Raw genomic sequence first — 19,760 nt, 5'->3', positions numbered from 1 at the left:
TACCCGGGATGCCCTTGGCCTTCATGATCTGCAGGGACTGCTTGATCCAGCCGTCGAGGTTGTTGGCGGCGCCGGTCTTGCCCTGGGCGGCGGTGTGGGCGTCGTTCGAGGAGGCCGTGACCACCGAGGAGGCGGGCACCTGCGTCGCTTCGGCGGCCTGGGCGGTCGTCGGCATCAGGGTGAGGGCGGCGGCCGCGGCGCCGGTGGTGGTGATGCCGGTGAGGGCGAGGGTGCGAAGACGGGCGATGCGGGTGCGGGTGGTCTTGGTCAAAGGAACTCTCCACGGAAGGACGTCGTCGGTGTTGGCCGGCCGCTGTCGGTCGCGGTGGCGTGGGGCGGGGCCCCGCGCTGCATCGGGAGGGGCAGATCCGGCGGTGTCCCGCTCGGTCCGGCCTGTGCTTCCCGGCAACGACAGCAATGTTTAACGGCCGGTTGAGGGGTGCGCAATGATGTGACGTACTACCTGACTTCGGAGCAATGTCCGAAATAAGCCGTTATGAAGAGTTCTGTGCAGCTCGGGAGGGGTAAGGCCGTACGGCCCTCTTTAGGATGTGATCTGGCTCCTATGGGTGGCATCACAGCCGGGGGCCCGTTTCCGGGGTCCCGGCGTCGACTCGCGAGCGGAAAATCCACGCCTGACGATGGAGGAACCAGACCATCGACTCCTTGGACGGCACCATGTCCGTGACCCACCCGAAAGGCCCCGGAAGGGCCCCGCGCCGGATCATCCTGGGAATCGCCCTCGGCAGCCTTCTGCTCACCGGCGGGCTCGTCGGCTGCGGCAACGGAAGCAATCGAAGTGAGGCTTCCTCGTCCCCGGCCGGAACTCCCCGTACGCCGAACGTCTCGTCGTTCTCCGGCACCCCGCCGTCGGCTCTGGCGTCCTCGGCCTCCTCGGCGATCAGCTCGGCCCGGGCGTCCGCCTCCGCGGCGGCGTCCTCGGCCTCGGCGCGCGCCTCCGAGTTCGAGGCCTCGGTGGACGCCGAGACCCAGCGCAGGAGCGCGGCCGCGCAGAAGGAGCTGAAGAACGTCGAGGGCCGGGGCAACGCGCTCTCCGAGGTCGCCATGACGGGCATTCCGAGGTCACAGTCCGGCGGCGTGCTCGCCGTCCTGGTCACCATCACCAACAAGACCCGCAGCGCAGCCTCCTACGCCGTCCAGGTGGACTTCAAGAACGCGGCCGGCAAGGTGGTCGAGACCCGGTACGTCGGCGCAGAGCACCTCGGACCCGGCAAAAAGGAACAGCCGATTGCCTTCAGCCACCAGCCGCCGGAGCCGAAGCTGACGCCCGTCCTCGCCAAGGCGCAGCGCTACTGACGTCGTGCCGTTCGTCCGGATGCCGCATGGAGCGACCGTGCGCCCCGGCAGTGCCGGGGGGCCGGCGTGAGGGTGCCGGGCCGCCGTGCCGGTGGCCGCGCACGTTCGAGCGGGCCGGCTGACGGGGCCCGCGGGCATGGAGGGGGACGGAGGTGTGCTGCCCATGGTTCTTGGTGACGTGCTCATGTACGTGGATGAGGGCGGCCGGGTGACCGAGTGGCGCCGACTGGCGCAGGAGATCTTCGGATGGTCGGCCGAGGAGGCCGTCGGACAGTCCGTCGCAGCCCTCGTCCGCGAGGCCGCGGCCGATGAGGAGTGGCGCCGGGCTCGGGTCGAACACGCAGGTCATCTGCTGGTGAAGCCCGTGCTGACGGAATCCTCGGTGGTGTGGGAGGTCCGTGCCGCGGCCGACGCCGTCTCCGGACAGGACCTCGCGATCCTGCGGGCCATGTTCAGCCAGTCCCCGGTGGGCCTGCACGTGCTGGACGACCAGCTGCGCATCGTCCGCGTGAACACGGCGAGCCCGGCGTTGCGCAATGCGCCGGCCGGCCGTCTGCTGGGCCGGGTCTTCGCCGAGGCGTACCGGCTCGCCGACCCTGCCGAGGAGGAGACGGCGGCGCGCCGGGTCCTGGAAAGCGGGAAGCCGGCGGTGAACCGGCTGGTACGGGGCAGGTCGAGCACGACCGGCCGCGAGCGCGCCGTCTACTCCGTGAGCTACGCGCGCCTGGAGAACGCACGCGGTGAGGTGCTCGGCCTGGTGGCCTCCGCGGTCGACGTCACCGAACGCGAGCGGGCGTTGCAGCGCCTGGCGGTGCTGGACGAGGTCCGCAGGCGGGTGGGGGAACGGCTGGATGTGATCGCCGTCAGCGAGGAGCTGGTGGATGCGGTGGTGCCCGCGTTCTCGGGGATCGCGGTGGTGGAGGTGATCGAGGACGTGGTGCGGGGCGAGGTGCCGCCACTGGTCCCCGTCGACCGCGATGTGCCGCTTCGGCGGGCGGCGTTCCGGGGCCGGATGTCGGCGTACCCGGTGGGTGATGTACGTCACCTGCCCTACGGGACCCCCTTCGCGCGGGTGCTGACCGATCTGCGGCCGCGGCTGGTGACGGTGGAGGAGGACAGCCTGTGGCTCGCGGCCGATCCGGCCCGGGCCGAGGCCATCACGCGTTCCCACGCGCATTCCTTGATCGTGGCTCCGCTCGCCCTGCGGGGCGAGGCGCTCGGTGTGATCAGCTTCTACCGGCACGAGGACGAGGACCCCTTCGAGGAGGGGGACATCGCCCTGGCGTCCGACGTGTGCGCGCACGCCGCGCTGTGCATCGACAACGCCCGCCGTTACGCGCGGGAACGGACCGTCGCGGCGACGGTGCAGCGCAGGCTGCTTCCGCAGCGGCCGGAGGCGCCGTCCACCGTGGACGTCTCCCATCTCCACATCCCCGGTTGCGAGGGCGGCGGCGCCTGGTTCGACGTCATTCCCCTGGCGGGAGCGCGGACGGCACTGGTCGTCGGCGACGTCGCCGGACGGGGAATCGCCGCGGCCACCACCATGGGGCAACTGCGGACCGTCATCCACACCCTGGCCGCGCTGGACCTGCCGCCGGACGATCTCATGGCCCGGCTGAACGACACCGCCGCCAGCCTGGCCGCCGAACGCGCGGCCCTCCCCCCGGGCGACCCCCTGCACCGTGAGCCGCTGACCGCCGGGTGCCTGATCGCCGTCTACGACCCGGTCGACCTCACCTGCACCGTCGTCCGTGCCGGGCTGTGCGAGCCCGTCGCGGTCCATGCCGACGGCAGCTCGGCCACCCTGTCCGTGCCCGCGGGTCCCCTCCTCGCCGGCACCGGCAACGCACCCTTTCCCGCAACCACGGTCGACCTCCCCGCGGGCAGCATCCTGGCGATCGGCACCCTCGCTCTGGCCGACAAGGTCCTCGCCCCGTCCGCGCCGCTGCACTCCCTGTTGAGCGAGGCCGTCGAGCGGCCGCTGACCGACCTGTGCGACAGGATCTCGTACGCCCTCACCGAGGACGACCACTCGGGGGAAGCGCTGATGCTGTTCGCGCGCACCCACGCCCTGCCCGCGGAGCGGATCCTCACCTGCCCCCTGCCGGCCGGTCCCGAGGCGGCACCGCTGGCGCGCGCGGCCGTGAACCGCAGGCTGCACGCCTGGAACGTCGACGAGGACACCGCCTTCACCATGGAACTCATCGCCAGTGAGCTCGTCGGCAACGCGGTGCGCTACGGCGCCCCGCCCATCCGGCTGCGCCTGATCCGCGACCGGGCCCTCACCTGCGAAGTCAGTGACGCCTCGACCTCCGCCCCGCATCTCAAGCACGCCCGTACCATCGACGAGTCCGGCCGGGGCCTGTTCATCGTCGCGACCCTCACCGACAGCTGGGGCACCCGCTACCACGCCGAGGGAAAGACCGTCTGGGCGCAACGGTCCACCTGACGCTCGGATGACACGACGACTCGCAGTTCACTCCGGCACGGATGCGACACAGCCTGCCGGCGCCAGGACCTACACTCAGTTGGTAGCCGCAAGCAACGGATCGTGAGTGATGATCGTCCGGCCCGTCCGCTGCGGCACTCGACGACGACCTGGTGGACCGCACGTAACGCGAGCCTCCCGGCCGGGCAGGGCCCGGCGGCGAGGCCAGGCAAGGAGATCCGCACGCATGACCACGTCCGCATCCCCGGCCCGTGGGGGAACCGGAGTGATATCCGAATCGGCTCCAGCCGGCAGGCTGTCGCATCGTCAGATCATGACGATCCTCAGCGGCCTGATGCTGGGGATGTTCCTCGCGGCACTCGACCAGACCATCGTCAGCACCTCGATCCGCACGATCGCCGACGATCTGCACGGACTGAGCGCCCAGGCGTGGGTGACCACCGCGTACCTGATCACCTCCACCATCAGCACGCCGCTGTACGGGAAGCTCTCCGACCTCTACGGTCGCAAGCCCTTCTTCCTCGCGGCCATCACGATCTTCATCGCCGGCTCGGCGGCCTGTTCGTTCGCCACCTCGATGACGGAACTGTCCGCCTTCCGGGCCTTCCAGGGCATCGGCGCCGGCGGCCTGATGTCCCTGGCGCTGGCGATCATCGGTGACATCGTGCCGCCCCGCGAGCGGGCCCGGTACCAGGGCTACATGCTCGCGATGTTCGGCTCCTCGAGCGTGCTCGGCCCGCTGATCGGCGGTTTCCTGGCGGGCCGGAGCAGCATCCTGGCCATCGCCGGCTGGCGCTGGGTGTTCCTGGTCAACGTGCCGGTCGGCATCATCGCCCTGTTCGTCGTCGCCAAGGTGCTGAACCTCCCGCACACCCGGCGCGAGCACCGCATCGACTGGTGGGGCGCGCTCACCATCGCCGTCGGCGTGGTACCGCTGCTGCTCGTGGCCGAGCAGGGCCAGGACTGGGGCTGGACCTCCACGAAGGCCTCCGTCTGCTACGCGGTCGGCGCGGTCGGCCTGATCGTGTGGGTCTTCGTCGAGCGGGCCATGGGCGAGGAGGCCCTGATCCCGATGCGGCTCTTCCGCAGCGCGGTGTTCAGCAAGATGAGCCTGCTGTCCGTGCTCGTCGGCATGGGCATGTTCGGCGGAATGATGATGGTTCCGCTGTACCTGCAGATCGTGAAGGGTGTCAGTCCCACCAAGTCCGGCCTGCTGATGCTGCCGCTGATGGTCGGGATGATCGCCGGGACCATCGTGGTCGGCCGCATCATCCAGAAGACCGGCAAGTACAAGATCTTCCCCGTCATCGGCACCCTGCTGATCATCGCCGCCATGCTGCTGTTCCACTACCGGGTCGAGTGGAACACGGCGCTGCCGGAGACCATGGCCTACATGGCCCTGTTCGGCGTCGGCCTCAGCGGATGCATGCAGATCCTGACCCTGGCCGTGCAGAACGCCGTCGAGCCCAAGGACATGGGCGTGGCGACGGCGTCGGCCACCTTCTTCCGGCAGATGGGCGGCACCGCCGGTACGGCGGTCTTCCTGTCCGTGCTGTTCAGCACCGTCGGCGACAAGATCAGCTCGGCCTTCCGGGCCGCGGCCGCCACGCCCGCCTTCCAGGCCGCCCTCCACGATCCGGCCGTACGGGCCAACCCCGCCAACGGGCCGGTGCTGGAGCTGTTCAAGCACCCCGGTGCGGGCGGCGGAAGTGGCTCCGGCGTCCTCGACGACTCCTCGTTCATCCAGCGGCTCGACCCGCGCCTGGCCGAGCCGTTCAAGGTCGGCTTCACCGACTCGATGCAGCTCGTGTTCCTGATCGCGGCGGCTGTGATGGTCCTGGGCTTCCTGGTCGCCGTGTGGACCAAGGAGGTGCCGCTGCGCCAGGTCTCCGGGCTGGAGGCGCGGGCCGCCGAGGAGGGCGGCGCCCGGGCGTCGGAACCGACCGGACCCGCCGCCGAGCCCATCGCCGAGTCCGCCGCCACGGAGTCTTCCGCCGCCGAACCGGCGCCCACCGCCGGCCGGCCCGCCGCCGCACCGGTGGCCGACCGGTTCGAGCCCGTGCCGGGCGCCTCGCGGTACGGCGTCCACGGCCGCGTGCTGGACGGCACGGGCACGCCGGTGCCGGAGGCCGTGATCACCCTGATCGACGTGGGCGGCCGGCAGCTGGGCCGCGCCGTCAGCGGCCCGGACGGGGGCTACGCCATGACCGTCACCGGCCCCGGCACCTATGTGCTGATCGGCGCCGCCGGTGCCCGGCAGCCGCAGGCCGTCACGGTGCTCGTCGGCGAGGAGCCGGTCGAGTGCGATCTCGCCCTCAGCGGCACCGTCGCCCTCACCGGGACGGTCCGGGACTCCGTCGAGGGACACCCGCTGCCGGGAGCCCTGCTGGTCGCCACCGACGTACGCGGCGAGGTGGTGTCCTCCGGGACCTCGGCCGACGACGGCGCGTTCGCGCTGGCCGATCTGGTCCCCGGTGGGTACACGCTCGTGGTGAACGCGCCCGGACACCGCCCGGTCGCCCTCCCGGTCGACGTCACCCCGGGGAACGGGGGCACGTACGAGGTCCGGCTCGAACCCGGCTCCCGGCTGGGCGGTGTGATCAGCACCGCCACCGGCAGTCCGCTCGACGACGCCAAGGTCACCCTGCTGGACTCGGCCGGAAACGTGGTCGGCACCGCGCTCACCGGCCGCGACGGTGCCTACGGCTTCACCGACCTCGACGGCGGCGAGTACACCGTCATCGCCAGCGGCTACGCCCCGGTCGCCGCATCGGTGCGCGTGGACGGCAGCGGCGTGAGCGGCGTCGACCTCGAACTGTCCCACGAGGACCCGTCCCGGTAGCGCCCGCACCGGCCGGCGGCGCGGGCCGGGGCCGGCACGATCAGGTGGTGTGCAGCGACCATCGGGTGGTCCGTAGCCCGTGGGGTGGTCCGCCGCCGAGCGGGAGGCCCTGTACCGGCCTCCCGCGCCGGCATCCCGAGCGTGTTGGAGGATCGGGCGCGCCGGGGTTCCGTTCCGGTGACGATCCGCCGATCCGCGGCCGCCCCACTCCCCACTCCCCGCGCCGCGAGCCGCCGCACGAACGCCGCCCGCCGGTCGGAAGCGGCGGTCCGTGACGACACCTGTTCAGGCACGAGCGCGGTCGGCGGTCACCGGGAGGCCGTGGAGTCCTCGCCGCTGCGCGGCGTGATGCGGAAGTCGAAGGCGAGGGTCCCCGGATCGACGGCCGTCGCTCCGCCGTCCACGGTGAGCACCGCCCCGTTGACGTACGACGCGGCCGGTGACAGCAGCCAGCCGATCGCCTCGGCGATCTCCCGCGGCTCGCCCGGCCGCCCGGCGGGCACCACCCCGGTCGCTTCCGCATAGGCCGCCTCCACGCCCCCGCCGGGCAGGTCCGCCTCCTCGGCGAAGCGCGCCATGCGCCGGTCGGCCATCTCGGTGCGCACCCATCCGGGGCACACGATGTTGGCCCGCACCCCCTGCCGCCCGTAATCGACGGCGACGGAACGGCACAGCTGGAGCAGGGCCGCCTTGGAGGTGGCGTACGGGGCGTTGCTCGTGCCGTTGCGCAGCGCGGACACGGAAGCGACGGCGACCACCGAACCCCTGGACTCCAGCAGGTGCGGGATCGCCGCGCGCAGCAGCAGGAGCGGGCCCGTGACGTTGGTGCGCATCACCTCGTCCCAGTCCCGCAACGACATGTCCCCGACGGCCCCGCCCCGCCCGATGCCCGCGTTCAGCACCAGCCCGTCGAGCCGACCGTGCGCGGACAGGGTCGCCCGGACGAGCTCCTCGGCCGCGTCCGGGTCCCCGGCGTCCGCGGGGCACGCCAGCGCCCCGGTCTCCTCCGCCAGCCGCCTCAGGGGTTCGGCCCGCCGACCGGAGACGACCACGCGGTGGCCCTCCGCGCGCAGCAGCCGGGCCGTGGCCTCCCCGATGCCCGTGCCTCCGCCGGTCACGACGATAACCCGCTCGTCCGCCACTGTGGTCAGCCCCCTTCACCTGGATGATCAACGCGTCCGACCCTAGATCCGACGGCCCCGCCGCCGACGACTTCCGGCCAGGCGACCGCGCGGTCCGCCGAAGGCGTCCGCCGGACCCGGCGGCCGCTCCGGCGGGCCGGGTTCGCCCCGGCGATCTGTGGGTCCGCACCGCATGAGAGGCTGGGGCGAGTGAGCGAGACACCACCGAACACCCTGCAATTCCGCTTCGACGGGCCGGCGGAGGCCCCTGTCCTGATCCTGGCTCCCTCACTCGGCACGACCTGGCACATGTGGGATCGCCAGGTGCCGGAGCTGACCAAGCAGTGGCGCGTCCTCCGTTTCGACCTGCCCGGTCACGGCGGTGCCCCCGCCCACCCGGCGGGCTCCGTCGCCGAGCTGGCCACCCGGCTGCTGGCCACGCTGGACTCGCTCGGTGTGCAGCGCTTCGGTTACGCCGGCTGTGCGCTGGGCGGCGCGGTGGGCGTCGAGCTGGCCCTGCGCCACCCCGAGCGGCTCGCCTCGCTGGCGCTGGTCGCCGCCTCCCCCCGGTTCGGGACCGCCGACGAGTTCCGGCAACGCGGGGTGATCGTCCGCACCAACGGGCTCGACCCGGTCGCCCGGACCTCGCCGGACCGCTGGTTCACCAGCGGCTTCGCCGCGGCCCAGCCGGCGATCACCGAGTGGGCGGTGCAGATGGTCCGCACCACCGACCCCGGCTGCTACATCGCCGCCTGCGAGGCACTCGCCGCTTTCGACGTACGGTCCGAGCTCGGCCGGGTCGGCGCGCCGACGCTCGTGCTCGTCGGCTCCGACGACCAGGTCACCGGGCCTGCCGAGGCCCGCACCCTGGTCGCGGGCATCCCGGACGCCCGGCTCGCGGTCGTGCCCGGCGCCTCCCACCTGGTCCCGGTCGAGCAGCCGGCGGCCGTCACCGACCTGCTGGTCCACCACTTCTCCAGCGCCTGGCAGCAGCCGTACGAGACCGGCCAGACCGCTCTGCCGGCCGCCCCGGTCAGCCCGGCCATCGCCGCGCCGCCGCACGCCGCGCCGGTCGCCGAGATAGCCCCGGCCGCCGTACCGGCACAGCCGGCCGCGCGGCCCGACCGCTACGAGACCGGGCTGAAGATCCGCCGGGAGGTGCTCGGCGACGCGCACGTGGACCGGGCGCTGGCGCAGGCCGACGGGTTCTCCGGGGAGTTCCAGGACCTCATCACCCGCTACGCCTGGGGCGAGGTCTGGGACCGGCCGGGCCTGGACCGCCGTACCCGCAGCTGTGTCACGCTGACCGCGCTGGTGGCGGGCGGCCATCTGGAGGAGCTGGCCCTCCACACCCGGGCCGCCCTGCGCAACGGGCTCACCCCGGACGAGATCAAGGAGGTGCTGCTGCAGACGGCCGTGTACTGCGGGGTGCCGGCCGCGAACAGCGCGTTCCGGGTGGCCCGGCAGGTCATCCAGGAGGAGACCACGCCCGCCGAGTGAGCCGCGGCACACCGGGCGCGGCAGGATGGTGTGTCATGAAGCTCACGAAGAAGTCCCACGCCTGCGTCCGCCTCGACAAGGACGGGCAGACCCTGGTCATCGACCCCGGTGGGTTCAGCGAGGAGGACGCCGCGCTCGGCGCCGACGCCATCCTGATCACGCACGAGCACCCGGACCACTTCGACGAGTTCCGGCTCCGGGCCGCCATGGAGAACAACCCGGCGGCCCGGATCTGGACGCTCGGGTCCGTCGCCGAGCAGATCGCGGCGGCCTTCCCGGGCCGGGTGCACACCGTCGGCCACGGCGACACCTTCACCGCGGCCGGCTTCGACGTGCAGGTCCACGGCGAACTGCACGCGGTGATCCACCCGGACATCCCGCGGATCACCAACGTCGGCTATCTGATCGACGGCGGCAGGGTCTTCCACCCCGGCGACGCCCTCACCGTCCCCGACCGTCCCGTGCAGACGCTGATGCTCCCGGTGATGGCCCCCTGGAACAAGATCTCCGAGGTCATCGACTACGTCCGCGAGGTGAAGCCGCAGCGCGCCTACGACGTCCACGACGCCCTGCTCACCGACCTCGCCCGCCCGATCTACGACCGTCAGATCGGCGCCCTGGGCGGCACGGACCACCAGCGGCTGAGCCCGGGGACCTTCGCCGAGGTGTGAGCGGGGGCCCGGCTGTCGGACCCGCCGGGTAGGTTGTGAGGCATGCGCATCGCTACCTGGAACGTGAACTCGATCACCGCCCGCCTTCCGCGGCTGCTGGCCTGGCTGGAGAGCAGCGGCACCGACGTGCTGTGCCTGCAGGAGGCCAAGGTCGCCGAGGAGCAGTTCCCGTTCGGCCAGCTGCGCGAGCTGGGCTACGAGTCGGCGGTCCACGCCACCGGCCGGTGGAACGGCGTGGCAGTGCTCTCCCGGGTCGGCGTCGAGGACGTCGTCAAGGGCCTGCCCGGCGATCCCGGCTTCGACGGTGTGACCGAGCCGCGCGCCATCTCGGCGACCTGCGGCCCGGTCCGCGTCTGGTCGGTGTACGTCCCCAACGGCCGCGAGGTGGAGCACCCGCACTACGCGTACAAGCTCCAGTGGTTCGAGGCCCTGAAGGCCGCCGTCGCCGGTGACGCGGGCGGCAGCCGCCCGTTCGCCGTCCTGGGTGACTACAACGTGGCGCCGACCGACGACGACGTCTACGACCGGGCCGTTTTCGAGGGCTCCACTCACGTCACCCCCGCCGAGCGCGCCGCCCTCGCCTCCCTGCGCGAGGCAGGGCTGAACGACGTGGTGCCCCGCCCGCTGAAGTACGAGCACCCGTTCACGTACTGGGACTACCGCCAGCTCTGCTTCCCCAAGAACCGCGGCATGCGCATCGACCTGGTGTACGGCAACGCGCCGTTCGCCAAGGCCGTCAAGGACGCCTACGTCGACCGCGAGGAGCGCAAGGGCAAGGGAGCCTCCGATCACGCTCCGGTGGTGGTCGACCTCGACGTCTGATGCCACGCTGGGTCCATGAACCTTCCGTTCCTGGGCCACCGGCACAAGAAGGACGGCGACGCCGGGCTCCCGTCCGACCCGGAGTCGGTCGCCGCGCTGCTGTCCGAGTGCGAGCTGCTCCGCTCGCAGGCCGCCCGGGCCGGTGTCCGCCTCGACGACACCCCGGCCTCCCTGGAGGCCCTGGACCAGCTCGTCCCGCGCTGGCGCGACGACGCCGAGACCCTGCCCTGGCTGGGCAATGACGCGGGGCTCTACCTGGGGACGGTCGTGGTGCGCACCGTGCCCGGCGCCGCCTGGCTGATCCGTCCGGACGGCGAGCCCGTCGTCCGGCTGGACTCCGGCCGTGAGGTGGAAGTCGTGGGCGCCGGGCAGGACTGGGCCGCGAGCGGTGTCCCCGAGCTGTCCCAGCTGTACGCGGAGATCGCCGAGGCCTGAGGCTCCCCGATCCCTGTGCGGTAAATACGGCTAATGCTCGAAAGGTGCGTGTCGTCCCTCAACTCCGCCGACGGCTGGATAGTTTGCGGCAACCACGACACGGCGGAGAGCGAGTAGGGCTGCGTATGGCCGTCGATCCGTTGATCGATTTTCACGATGTGAACAAGTACCGCAAGCGGTGAGCGGGGGAGCGCAACCCATGTTCCGTCCCACCCGTGTGCCCGTCAGAACCTCTTCGCGGTGCGGCTCGGACCGCCGGGGTCTTCGCATCTGTTCCTCGGTACCGGCCAGTTCACGCACGCCGCCCTCGGCTTCCCCACCGCCTGCGCGGAGTTCCTCGACGCCGGGCAGCTCATCGCCTCCAACCTCGACTACGATGTGCCGTTCATCCCTGTGGTGATGGTGATCCCGCCGATCCCCATCGGGATGCGTATGCCCCAGGACCGGGGCCGTGGCTGCCGCCACGGCCGGTCGTGGGGCGCTGCTGCCGGGTGGGGAGCCCGCGACGGCCCCGAACCCCAGGGGGCGGCAGTTCAACGGGCCAGGCTCGTCCGGCGGCAGCCGGAGATCACTGCTCGCCGAGCGGGACGGACACGTACGACGGGTCGTCCGAGGGCGAGGAGAAGGTCAGCTGCGCGCCGGACGGGTTGTGCTCGATGTACAGCGGGTCGACCGTGTCGACCACCAGCGCGAGGCGGTGTCCGGCGGGTACGTCGTAGGCCGTGGAGAACAGGTTCAGGTCGACGTCGAACGGCTCGCCGGGCGTCCGCCCGTGCCACGTGTACGGCGCGTGCGTGACCAGCTTGCCGAGACCGAGCGGCCCCACATCGTACAGATAGGCGACGAGGGTGCCGCTCTCCGCCGTCGGGGTCAGCGTGGTGTGCAGCGTGGCCGTGCCGCGCACGTGCTGGGCGGTGCCGTACCGCTCCGACTGCCACACCGCCGCCCAGCGGCGCGGCAGCAGCGGGATGGAGGCCATGGGCGGCAACTGGGCCACCTGGTCCAGGATGCTGGAGAGGAACACGACCCCGCCGTCCGCGCCGGAGTCCACGTTGGCGTGGATGGTCGTGGAACCCGCGAGTGCGATCTTCCGGCGGGTCGCGGTGATCGACTTCCAGTCCGGGTAGCCCTCGTATCCCCCCGCGCTACGGGACTTCAGCTGGACCGGCTGCTCGCGGTCGATGCCGTTGTCGGCGCCCTTGAGATAGTGGTCGAACCAGCGCGCGGTGTCCGTCCAGACGTCGTTGGGCAGCCCGAACAGGCCGGTCAGTTCGGCGGTCGCATGGTCGCCCGGACGCAGCTCCAGACGCTTGGGAACCTTCAGCTTCTCGTAGAAGTCGGCGACCTGGTTGGCGGGGAAGACCGTGTCGCCCCAGGCGTTGGCCAGCATGACCGCCGCGCCGTTGCTGTTCAGCTGGTCGACGTAGGTCGCGGCGGAACGCTTCCGCCCCCAGTCGATCATCTCCTGTTCCTTGGACAGGTTCGAGGAGTACAGGTTGTCGAAGATCTCCCGCAGTTCGGGGCTCTCCCGGCCGGTGAGCGTGGCCGCGCCGTCGAGCACGGTCGCCGCCTGCACGTGCTGGGTGCGGCCCGAGTAGATCGAGTCGATGAGGTCCGCCCAGCCGCTGAGCGCGGCAACGGCCTTGATGCGCTTGTCGTGCGCGGCGGCGAGCAGGCTGATCCCGGCACCGTACGACACCCCCGCCATGCCGACGTGCCCCGGGTCGGCCGGGGTGTTCGCGAGAGCCCAGTCGATGACCTTGGAGGCGTCCGCTATGTCCGGCGGACCGGCCACTTCTATCTGGCCGCCGGACTGCCAGAAGCCGCGCACGTTGTAGGTGAGGACCACATAGCCGGCGTCGGCGAGCCGCTGCGCCTGGGCGAGGTACTCCACCTGGGGCAGGGCCCAGCTCGTGGGCAGCACGATGAGCGGGTAGCGATGCGTGCCGTCGGCGCCCGCGGGTGTGACGACGTTCGCCTTCAGCACGGTGCCGCCGTCGCCGCTGATGTCGACGAACCGGGCGGACGGGGCGGTGGCCTGGGCGGCGGGCGCCAGGCCGACGACGGTGCCGGCGACGAGCGCCGCCGAGACGGCTCCGGCGGCTGCGGTGCGCAGGGTGGTGCGACCGTGTCCCATGGGTCACTCCTTCAACTGTTCCGTTGCAAAGTGACCCGACGGTAACCGGATGCCTTTACCGCAAGTAACCCGTCGGTAAGTTACGTACCAGTAAAGACTGTTGGACGGCTAGGCGGCCGTGTCGGCGGAGGCGGTCTCGGGCGCGGGCGTCCGTGCGGCCCGTGTCACGTCCGCCACCAGCTCGACCACATCCGGGCCGTACGCCTGCGAGTTGACCACCTTCAGCAGCAGCACGAAGGAACCGGCGCCGTACTTGTGGTGCAACCGCTCGTGGTGGCGGGCGAGATAGCGGGTGGCGGCCTGGTTGGTGATGGCCCGCTGGCCGCAGAAGAGGAACACCGGGCGCCCGGCGCCGTGCCCGTCCGCGCTGAGCCGGGCGAGCAGGACGTACTCGCTGCGGCCGCTCTCCATGCGGTAGTGCTCCCCGCCGATCCGGAAGGCGCCGAGCTCCGGACCGGCGTCGGTCTCGACGTTCATCCACACCCCCGGCAGCAGCGAGGACAGGTGGGCCGCCGTCCGGCGGTTCGAGTACGGACCGCCGACGCAGAACTCCGTCCGCTCGCCGAAGCCCTGCTGGGAGGCGTCGTGCGCCACCACCTGGGCGTGCGCGTTGCAGTCCTTGATCAGGGCGGCGAGCTCCAGCAGCGCGAACACGTCGTACCGCATCACCGACAGCTCAGGCCCGCCCGCGTTGCGGTTGACCACGAGCAGGGACTCGGAGTGGTCCGGCAGCCCGAAGAACGCCTGCTTGCGCCGCAGTTTGCGGCGCCACAGATACGTACGGGCCAGCCAGCCCAGCGAGGCCGAGAGGCCGGTCGCCACCAGGCCCAGGACGATGTTGCGCACGTCGTCGTTCATGGCCGCGCATGGTAGCGGTCCCGGACGACGGCTACGTACCGGTGTTCGACGTGTGACGGTCGTGTGGCGGGACACGGAGGCGTACTGTCGGTACTACGACGATCTGGTTAGGCTGCGCGGACTGTCCCGACGGGAGGTTCGGATGGGTCGTCCTGGCACGCGGAAACTGGCGGTTCTGGCGGTCTCGGCCGCGCTGGTGTCGGTGGGGGCGGCAGCGCCACCCGCCGCGACAACGAGCGAGACGCCCACGAAGGTTCCGGTGGCGGTCGGCTACGGCGGCGCGGTCGCCAGCGTCGACGCGGACGCCTCCGCCGCCGGCATCGAGGTCCTCAGGCACGGCGGCAACGCGGTCGACGCGGCCGTCGCCACCGCCGCCGCGCTCGGCGTCACCGAGCCCTACTCGGCCGGCATCGGCGGAGGCGGTTACTTCGTCTACTACGACGCCAGGACGCGCACGGTGCACACCATCGACGGGCGCGAGACGGCGCCGCTCAGCGCCGACTCCGACCTGTTCGTGGAGAACGGCAAACCGCTCTCCTTCGCCGAAGCCGTCAGCAGCGGTCTGAGCGTCGGCACTCCGGGCACGCCCGCGACCTGGCAGAAGGCGCTGGACGAGTGGGGCAGCAGGCGGCTCGGCACGGTCCTGCAGCCGGCCGAGCGGATCGCCCGCGACGGCTTCACGGTGGACGACACCTTCCGTTCGCAGACCGCGTCCAACGAAACCCGCTTCCGGTACTTCCCGGACACCGCGAAGCTGTTCCTGCCGAACGGACAGCTGCCCGTCGTCGGCTCCCGGCTGAAGAACCCCGAACTGGCCCGCACCTACGAGGAACTGGGCCGCAGGGGCGTCGACGCGATCTACCGCGGAGACATCGGCGACGACATCGTCAGGACGGTCGAACGCCCGCGCGTGGACCCCGCCTCCGGCTGGAACGCCCGCCCCGGCAAGCTGGCCGAGAAGGACCTCGCCGTCTACCGGGCCAAGCTCCAGGCGCCCACCAGGACGTCGTACCGCGGCCTGAACGTGTACTCCATCGCCCCCTCCTCCTCGGGCGGAACCACGGTCGGTGAGGCCCTCAACATCCTCGAGAACACGGACCTGTCGAAGGCGAGCGAGGCGCAGTACCTGCACCACTTCATCGAGGCCAGCCGCATAGCCTTCGCCGACCGCGGCCGCTGGGTCGGCGACCCCGCCTTCGAGGACGTCCCGACCAAGCAGCTGCTGTCGCAGAAGTACGCCGACTCACGCGCCTGCCTGATCAAGGACGACGCGGTCCTCACCAGCCCGCTCGCCCCCGGCGACCCGCGCCACCCCGCCGCCTGCGGCAAGGGCGGTACGGCGGCGCCGACCACGTACGAGGGCGAGAACACCACGCATCTGACCGTGGCCGACAAGTGGGGCAACGTCGTCTCCTACACGCTCACCATCGAGCAGACCGGCGGCAGCGCGATGACCGTGCCCGGCCGGGGCTTCCTGCTCAACAACGAGCTGACCGACTTCTCCTTCACCCCGGCCAACCCGGCCGTGCCCGACCCGAACCTGCCCGGTCCGGGCAAGCGGCCGCGCTCCTCGATCTCCCCGACGATCGTCCTGGACAAGTGGAACAGGCCCGTGGTGGCGCTCGGTTCGCCGGGCGGCGCGACCATCATCACCACCGTCCTGCAGACTCTCACCGAGTTCCTCGACCGGCATCTGCCCCTGGTCGACGCCATCGCCGCGCCCCGCGCCAGCCAGCGCAACGCGGCCAAGACGGAACTCGAACCCGCCCTCTACAACAGCCAGTTGAGCAAGCAGCTGGAGGCCATCGGGCACTCCTTCTCGCTCAACCCCGAGATCGGCGCGGCGACCGGCGTGCAGCGGCTGCCGGGCGGCAAGTGGCTGGCCGCCGCCGAGAAGGTACGCCGCGGCGGCGGCTCGGCGATGGTCGTCGACCCGGCGCCGTAGGCCTCAGAACTCCGGTGCGGGCGGCTGGGGTTCAGCCGCCGGCGCGGGCGGCGGCTGGGTCTGCGGGGTGCGGAAGTCCAGCCGCCCGTCCCGCACGTCCACCGTCACCCGGCTGCCCTCGGAGATGGTGCCGTTCAGCAGCAGCCGGGACAGCTGGTTGTCCACCTCCCGCTGAATGGTGCGGCGCAGTGGCCGGGCACCGTACTCCGGCTGGTAGCCGCGCTCGGCGATCCAGTCCACGGCCGCGTCCGTGAAGTCGACCGTGACGCCCTGCCCGTCCGCCAGCCGCCGGGTGCCCTCCAGCAACAGGTCGGTGATCCGCCGCAGTTGCTCGCTCGTCAGCTGGCGGAAGACCACGATCTCGTCGATGCGGTTGAGGAACTCCGGCCGGAAGTGCTCGCGCAGCGGCCTGAGGATCTGCTCGCGCCGCGCCTCCTCGTCCGCCTCCGCACCGCCCGGCCCGAACCCGATCCCGGCGCCGCGCCGGGTGATCGCCTCGGAGCCCAGGTTGCTGGTCATCACGATGACCGTGTTGGTGAAGTCCACCGTCCGGCCCTGGGAGTCGGTCAGCCGGCCGTCGTCCAGCACCTGCAGCAGGATGTTGAAGACGTCCGGATGCGCCTTCTCCACCTCGTCGAGCAGCAGCAGCGAGTACGGGTGCCGGCGCACCACCTCGGTGAGCTGACCGGCCTCCTCGTGCCCGACGTATCCGGGCGGGGCGCCGACCAGCCGGGAGACGGTGTGCCGTTCCTGGTACTCGCTCATGTCGAGCCGGACCATGCGGTCCTCACTGCCGAACAGCGCCTCGGCGAGCGCCCGGGCCAGCTCGGTCTTGCCGACGCCGGTCGGTCCGAGGAACAGGAAGCTGCCGATCGGCCGGCGCGGGCTCGCCAGGCCCGCGCGGGAGCGCAGCACGGCCTCCGAGACCACGGCGACGGCCTCCTCCTGGCCGACGACCCGCTGGTGCAGGTGTTCCTCCAGGCCGAGCAGACGTTCCTTCTCCTCCTGGGTGAGCCGGCTGACCGGGATGCCGGTCTGCCGGGAGACCACCTCGGCGACGGCCTCCGCCGTCACCTCCAGGTCCTGCCCCTCGTCGGCCTTGTCGTCGCCGCTGGCCTGCGCGATCCGCTGCTTCAGCTCGCCGATCCGGTCGCGCAGCTCCTTGGCCTCGTCGTAGTCCTCGTCGGCGACCGCCTGGTCCTTGTCCCGGACCAGCTGCTCGACCTCGCGCTCCATCGCACGCACATCCGTGCCCTTGGTCCGCGCGCCGAGCCGTACCCGGGCCCCCGCCTGGTCGATCAGGTCGATGGCCTTGTCCGGCAGCCGCCGGTCGGTGAGATACCGGTCCGAGAGTTCCACGGCGGCGACCAGTGCCTCGTCGGTGTAACGGACCTGGTGGTGGGCCTCGTAGCGGTCGCGCAGGCCACGCAGGATCTCGATGGTGTCCGCGACCGTCGGCTCGGGCACCAGCACCGGCTGGAACCGGCGGGCCAGCGCCGCGTCCTTCTCGATCCGCCGGAACTCCTCCAGCGTGGTCGCGCCCACGATGTGCAGCTCGCCCCGGGCCAGGGCGGGCTTGAGGATGTTGCCGGCGTCCAGCGCGCCGCCCTCGCCGCCGGAACCCGCGCCCACGACGGTGTGCAGCTCGTCGATGAACACGATCAGCCGGTCGGAGTGGGCGCGGATCTCCTCCACGATGTCGTTCAGGCGCTCCTCGAAGTCACCCCGGTAGCGGGTGCCGGCGACGACGCCCGTCAGGTCCAGGGCCACGACACGGCGGCACGCCAGCACGTCCGGCACGTCTCCGTCCGCGATCCGCTGGGCGAGGCCTTCGACGATGGCCGTCTTGCCGACCCCGGCGTCGCCGATGAGAACGGGGTTGTTCTTGCCCCGCCGGGACAGCACCTCGATGGTCTGTTCGATCTCGGTGTCCCGGCCGATGACCGGGTCGACCCGGCTCTGCCGAGCCAGCTCGGTCAGGTCACGGCCGTACTTGTCCAGCGTGGGCGTCCCGGTGGCGCGCGGCCGCTCCGGGCGCGTCTGGGTGCTCTCCGGCACCTCGGCCGGCAGGGAGCCGGCCGAGAACCGGGCCGCGTGCAGGATGTGCCCCGCCGCCGAGTCGGGATTGGCGGCCAGCGCGCTCAGCACGTGCTCCGGGCCGATGTACCCGGCGCCGCTCGACCGCGCCATGTCGTGCGCGTCCAGCAGGGCGCGCTTGACGGCCGGGGTGAGTGACAGCGAGGTCGGCGGCGGCGCCTCGCCCGGCGGGTGCTGGACCGGGCCGGCCCGGTCGTCGATCTCCGACGCGAGCGAGTCCGGGTCCGCGCCCGCCCGGCTCAGCAGGCTCCGGGTGGGCTCGGCCGCCACGGCGGCGCGCAGCAGGTGCTGGGTGTCCAGGTCCCGGCTGCCGTGCTCGGCGGCGTACAGAGCGGCCCCTCTGACCAGCTCCCGGGCCGGCTGGCTGAGCAGGCGGCCGATGTCGATGTGGCGAGGCCCTTGCGCTCCGCTCGGGGGACCGCCGAAAAAGCGGGCCATGAACTCGCCGAAGGGGTCAGGAGGGTAGCCGTTGGTCATGGCGATGCGCTTCCTTCGCTGACGACTGGCTCCGCCGGGTAACCGGGTGGCGGCTGTTCATGCCCACGATGACACGATCTGGTGGGGTGGGCATGTTCGCCTACCGGGGGCCCGCTGTCCGTCGGCGGCCGCGGGCGCGTTGCGGTCGTCGGCGCCCACGCCGCGCTGCCGCACGTCGATACGGCCCCTCGTACTGGATGTACTCGGGGCCGGGCCCGGTGCGACGAGAGTGCGTGCACGGCCCCGCGGGGCAGGCGGGAGTTTGACGACAGGGCCTAAGGCCTCTCGGTGAGAATCCTTGGGCCGTGCTCCGTGATGGCCACCGTGTGCTCCACGTGGGCCGCGCGTGAGCCGTCGGTCGTCCGCAGGGTCCAGCCGTCGCCCGCCTCGCCGTACGCGTCGTTGCCGCTCGCGATGAGCATGGGCTCGATGGCCAGGACCATGCCGGGGCGCAGCGGAAGGCCCCGGCCGGGGCGGCCCTCGTTCGGCACGTCGGGGTCCTCGTGCATCCGGCGTCCCACGCCGTGGCCGCCGAAGCCGTGCGGGACGCCGTAGCCGGCCGTGCGGCAGACCCGGCCGACGGCGTGCGCGATGTCGCCGATGCGGTTGCCCGCGACGGCCGCCGCGATGCCCGCCGCCAGTGCCCGCTCGGCCGCCTCGATCAGGCGCAGGTCCGCCGGGCGCGGGCGGCCCACCGTGAAACTGATCGCCGAGTCGCCGACCCAGCCGTCCAGGGTGGCGCCGCAGTCGATCGAGACGAGGTCGCCGTCGCGCAGGCGGTAGCGGGTGGGGATGCCGTGCACGATCGCGTCGTTCACGGAGGCGCAGATCACCCCGGGGAAGGGGGTCGGGGCGAAGGAGGGGCGATAGCCGAGGAACGGCGAGGAGGCCCCGGCCTCGCGCAGCACCTCCCGCGCCACCTCGTCCAGCTCCAGCAGGGAGACGCCGACGTCCGCGGCCCGTCGTACGGCCGTCAGGGCCCGCCCGACGACCTGGCCGGCGGCGTGCATCGCGTCGATCGACGTATCCGTCTTCAGCTCTACCATGCCAATTACTATACCGGTATTTTAATGGGGTGTCTGTGAGGGG

13 protein-coding genes and 2 pseudogenes are annotated in these 19,760 nt (G+C 71.9%); 9 read left to right on the top strand and 6 right to left on the bottom strand.

The genetic code is table 11. The annotated features are described in order from the left end of the window. Window positions 1-271, bottom strand: a pseudogene (locus tag AB0L59_RS29630) (hypothetical protein); the annotation flags it as partial. A 395-nt stretch (window positions 272-666) separates the two neighbouring features. Here AB0L59_RS29630 and AB0L59_RS29625 point away from each other — a divergent pair. The 3 genes from AB0L59_RS29625 to AB0L59_RS29615 all read left to right on the top strand — a co-directional run bounded on the left by AB0L59_RS29625 (window position 667) and on the right by AB0L59_RS29615 (window position 6,608). Further along, entirely contained in the window at window positions 667-1,317 is a 651-nt protein-coding gene (locus AB0L59_RS29625) for a hypothetical protein (RefSeq protein WP_365589546.1), read from the top strand. Window positions 1,318-1,480: 163 nt separating this feature from the next. After that, a complete protein-coding gene (locus AB0L59_RS29620) occupies window positions 1,481-3,766 on the top strand; it encodes a SpoIIE family protein phosphatase (protein ID WP_365589544.1) in 2,286 nt (761 codons plus the stop codon). A 226-nt stretch (window positions 3,767-3,992) separates the two neighbouring features. Continuing rightward, the gene (locus tag AB0L59_RS29615; protein WP_365589542.1) at window positions 3,993-6,608 is read left to right on the top strand and encodes a DHA2 family efflux MFS transporter permease subunit; all 2,616 of its coding nucleotides are present in this window, start codon (window positions 3,993-3,995) and stop codon (window positions 6,606-6,608) included. Between the two features lie 308 nt (window positions 6,609-6,916). Here AB0L59_RS29615 and AB0L59_RS29610 read toward each other — a convergent pair whose 3' ends face one another. After that, on the bottom strand, window positions 6,917-7,750 hold the full coding sequence (locus AB0L59_RS29610) for an SDR family oxidoreductase (protein ID WP_365589540.1): 834 nt from the start codon (window positions 7,748-7,750) through the stop codon (window positions 6,917-6,919). A 189-nt stretch (window positions 7,751-7,939) separates the two neighbouring features. Here AB0L59_RS29610 and pcaC point away from each other — a divergent pair, with 189 nt between their 5' ends. From pcaC to AB0L59_RS29585, 5 genes and pseudogenes are all read left to right on the top strand, one after another. After that, entirely contained in the window at window positions 7,940-9,229 is a 1,290-nt protein-coding gene (pcaC, locus tag AB0L59_RS29605; RefSeq protein WP_365589538.1) for a 4-carboxymuconolactone decarboxylase, read from the top strand. A 35-nt stretch (window positions 9,230-9,264) separates the two neighbouring features. After that, window positions 9,265-9,900: an MBL fold metallo-hydrolase gene (locus AB0L59_RS29600; RefSeq protein ID WP_365589536.1), complete on the top strand. Its 636-nt coding sequence runs from the start codon at window positions 9,265-9,267 to the stop codon at window positions 9,898-9,900. A 42-nt stretch (window positions 9,901-9,942) separates the two neighbouring features. Continuing rightward, window positions 9,943-10,722, top strand: a complete 780-nt coding sequence (locus AB0L59_RS29595; RefSeq protein ID WP_365589534.1) for an exodeoxyribonuclease III — start codon at window positions 9,943-9,945, stop codon at window positions 10,720-10,722. Window positions 10,723-10,737: 15 nt separating this feature from the next. Then, window positions 10,738-11,157 carry a DUF6278 family protein gene (locus tag AB0L59_RS29590; protein ID WP_365589532.1) on the top strand — a complete coding sequence of 140 codons (420 nt, stop codon included), beginning with the start codon at window positions 10,738-10,740 and terminating at the stop codon, window positions 11,155-11,157. A gap of 330 nt (window positions 11,158-11,487) precedes the next feature. Further along, window positions 11,488-11,592: pseudogene (locus AB0L59_RS29585) on the top strand (amino acid ABC transporter permease); the annotation flags it as partial. Between the two features lie 133 nt (window positions 11,593-11,725). On the opposite strand, the gene AB0L59_RS29580 reads toward AB0L59_RS29585, so the two are convergent. Further along, window positions 11,726-13,294 (bottom strand): alpha/beta fold hydrolase, encoded by a 1,569-nt coding sequence (locus AB0L59_RS29580; protein ID WP_365589530.1) that lies wholly within the window; start codon window positions 13,292-13,294, stop codon window positions 11,726-11,728. Window positions 13,295-13,402: 108 nt separating this feature from the next. Then, window positions 13,403-14,152: a hypothetical protein gene (locus AB0L59_RS29575; RefSeq protein WP_365589529.1), complete on the bottom strand. Its 750-nt coding sequence runs from the start codon at window positions 14,150-14,152 to the stop codon at window positions 13,403-13,405. Window positions 14,153-14,294: 142 nt separating this feature from the next. Here AB0L59_RS29575 and ggt point away from each other — a divergent pair, with 142 nt between their 5' ends. Continuing rightward, a complete protein-coding gene (gene ggt / locus AB0L59_RS29570; protein WP_365589527.1) occupies window positions 14,295-16,097 on the top strand; it encodes a gamma-glutamyltransferase in 1,803 nt (600 codons plus the stop codon). Between the two features lie 3 nt (window positions 16,098-16,100). On the opposite strand, the gene AB0L59_RS29565 is transcribed toward ggt, so the two are convergent. Both AB0L59_RS29565 and map read right to left on the bottom strand, forming a co-directional pair. Next, window positions 16,101-18,671 (bottom strand): ATP-dependent Clp protease ATP-binding subunit, encoded by a 2,571-nt coding sequence (locus AB0L59_RS29565; protein WP_365589525.1) that lies wholly within the window; start codon window positions 18,669-18,671, stop codon window positions 16,101-16,103. A gap of 275 nt (window positions 18,672-18,946) precedes the next feature. Next, on the bottom strand, window positions 18,947-19,717 hold the full coding sequence (gene map / locus AB0L59_RS29560; RefSeq protein ID WP_365589523.1) for a type I methionyl aminopeptidase: 771 nt from the start codon (window positions 19,715-19,717) through the stop codon (window positions 18,947-18,949). Window positions 19,718-19,760 lie beyond the last annotated feature (43 nt).

This window comes from Streptomyces sp. NPDC052109, assembly GCF_040680195.1.
Classification (GTDB): Bacteria; Actinomycetota; Actinomycetes; order Streptomycetales; family Streptomycetaceae; genus Streptomyces.
This window is presented reverse-complemented; position numbering and strand designations above follow the sequence as displayed.